This is a genomic window from Arthrobacter sp. Hiyo1 (assembly GCF_001263615.2).
Lineage (GTDB): Bacteria > Actinomycetota > Actinomycetes > Actinomycetales > Micrococcaceae > Arthrobacter.
On the sequence record NZ_DF952470.1, the window covers coordinates 1 to 2,574 of the forward strand.

Below are 2,574 nucleotides of genomic sequence, written 5' to 3' on the forward strand. Positions count from 1 at the left end.
ATGATGTGAGCGGGCGTCCCCCCGGGACCCGCTATATGTGAGCGGGCGTCCCGCCGGGACCCGCTAGATGTGAGCGGGCGTCCCGCCGGGACCCGCTAGATGTGAGCGGGCGTCCCGCCGGGAGCCGCCATACGTGAGCGGGCGTCCCGCCGGAACCCGGTATATGTGAGCCGGCGTCCGCTCAGAACCCCCTATATGTGAGCGGGCGTCTACCCCGAGAAGAAGTCGGAGAGCTCGGCGATGAGCTTGTCCGGTGCGCGGATCACACCATCATGGCCGTGGCCGGGCAGGATGGTGTAGCTCGATCCGGACAGGACGTCGTGGATCTGGCCACACGCCACACCGAAGTAGGCGGGGCTCTTTTCCCCGACCACAATGAGCGTCTCCAGCGGCAGCTCAAGGAAAGGCTCTGCGGGCATGTCCGCGGCGATGACTGCTTGATCTCACGCACGCCGGCCTGCATGAGCTCCCGCATTTGTTTGCCCATGGGGGTGCCTGAGGTCAGCTTCGTGACGAGCGTCAGCATGGACAGCGGCATCCGCGCGAAGGCGCCCTCTGTTTCGACGCCCTTCACGAGCACAGCAAGCCCGCGGTCAAAGTCTCCAGCCGCCGTCGCGCGTTCGTATTCGCCCGTCCAGTCCGCCTTCACGCTGTGGTTGACGGAGACAGCGGGGTCGTAGACCGCCAGGCGTTCCACCGGCAGCGTACGCGCCGCGTGCAGGGCCACGGCGCCTCCGAAGCTGTGGCCGAAGACGTCGGTGCTGGCCGTGTGCTTCATGACTTCGGAAAGATCCCGGATATCGACGTCGAGGGTGTAGTCCTCGGGCTGGGGCGATGATTCACCACGGCCCCGGCGGTTGAAGGTGTGGACCGGGCGGCGCAAGGCGGCGCTGAGTTTCTGGGCGAACTTGGAATAGTCTGCGGCGGTCACCATGGATGCGGGCACGACGACGACGCCTGAGCCGCCGTTGGCAAGCTCACCGCCCGTCGTGAAGAGCTCGAGGGTTCCGCCGTCGGCCGTTGTGATGTTCTCGCGCGTCATGCTTCGAGCCTAACGGAGCCGCGGGGTTCCGTCAGTCCTTGAAATAGCTGGAAATGTCCGTCACGAGTTCCTTGACCGCGGCAGGAATGGATCCGTGGAAGCCTTTCGGCGATACCACCAGCGTGCTTCCCGGGACGGCTGCGTATAGCCGCTCTGCGGTGACCTTGTAGTATTCGGGGCTTTTGCTACCCACGATGAATCGCGTGCTCCGGGGGAGCACCGAGAAGTCCCGGGGATGCGCGGCTTCGTCGTAGGCGGCCTTGAGTTCGGCCACGCCCGTTGGCATGAGTCCCCTGAGGACCTTGTTGACCTTGGTGCGGGAAACAAGGGCCATGAGTCCCGCCAGGATGGGCTCCGGGATTCGCGCCAAAGCGGTGCCAGGCTGCATTCCCCGCTTCATCCTGGCCATGGCACGCCCCACATTCCCGCTGTCCACGGATTGGGCAAAGCCGTCCAGCCAGCCCGTGTCCATGCTCCCGTCGATGTTCACGGCCGCGTCATACACAGCCAGTTTGTCCGGCTCGTAGCTTGTTCCCGCAAACTCCTGGACGGCATTCAATGCCACGGATCCGCCAAGGCTGTGGCCGAGGAGGTTCCTGGCGCCGGTGGCGTCCAAAATGCTGCGGACGTCCGCTATCTCCGTGTCCATCGAGTAGTTCGCGGGTAGTTCCGAAGAGCTGCCGCGACCCCTGCGATCGTAGACGTCGACTGCCCAGCCCTCGCCGAGTCCCTTCGATAGCGCCATGGAAAAGGCCGGTAGATGAGCGCGGTCAGGAATGCGCCCCCAATGAGCACCACGCGGCGTTCTCCTGGCGCGTCCACCGAGCCGTAACTGTACAAGGCGAGCTTGCCGCCGTCGGGCGTCGGGACCTCACGTTCTCTCACCGCTTCATCCTAGGGGGACGGCGCCTTCGCCGTCCCCCGCGCCAGGTAGCGGGCAATTCTCACAGCGAGCTGTTTGCCCGGCCGGAGGGGACCCTCGTGGAACTGCAATGGAACTACCGCAAAGTCCACCGGAGGAATGGCGGCCGCAAGCTGCCGGCCGGTTTCGGCAAAGTACGCCGGGCTCCACCCGCCGCTGAGCATCAGGGTTGGCGTCTTCAACTCCGCATAGTCTTGGATGTGCGAGTCGGCGTCAATGATCGCCCGCATCTCCAAAACCGCCGTCGGCAGCAATTCCCTCATCTCGGAACCCAACCTCGTCTTCGCGGAGAGGATGCTGAGCACCCGCAGTGCCCCGAGCGGCAAATAGGAAATCGGGCCGGCCGTGCCAAGCCCCTGGACCAAATGCGCCCATGCGTTGTCGAGCTGGCCGGCGGTGACGGCCTCTTCCAATTGCGGCCGCCAGCGCCCGTTCAAGTTGCCGGAGAGGGAAACCGCGGCGTCGTAAGTGACGAGGCGGGAAATGGGGGCGCGCAGCGCGGCCTGGAGCGCGACGAATCCGCCATAGCTGTGCCCGACAACATCGGTGGATCCGCTCGCTTCCATCACGGAAAGCAAGTCGCTGGTCTCCGTTGCGGCGGAGTAGCGGG

Annotated in this window: 1 protein-coding gene and 2 pseudogenes; all 3 read right to left on the bottom strand. The window is 65.2% G+C overall.

The window, feature by feature from the left end:
- Positions 1-209 precede the first annotated feature (209 nt).
- Positions 210-1,042: pseudogene (locus AHiyo1_RS08995) on the bottom strand (alpha/beta fold hydrolase).
- 31 nt (positions 1,043-1,073) lie between these two features.
- Positions 1,074-1,927: pseudogene (locus tag AHiyo1_RS09000) on the bottom strand (alpha/beta fold hydrolase).
- A gap of 9 nt (positions 1,928-1,936) precedes the next feature.
- Positions 1,937-2,574 (bottom strand): alpha/beta fold hydrolase (locus tag AHiyo1_RS09005; protein WP_059388337.1); only part of this gene is annotated, 638 nt, incomplete at its 5' end.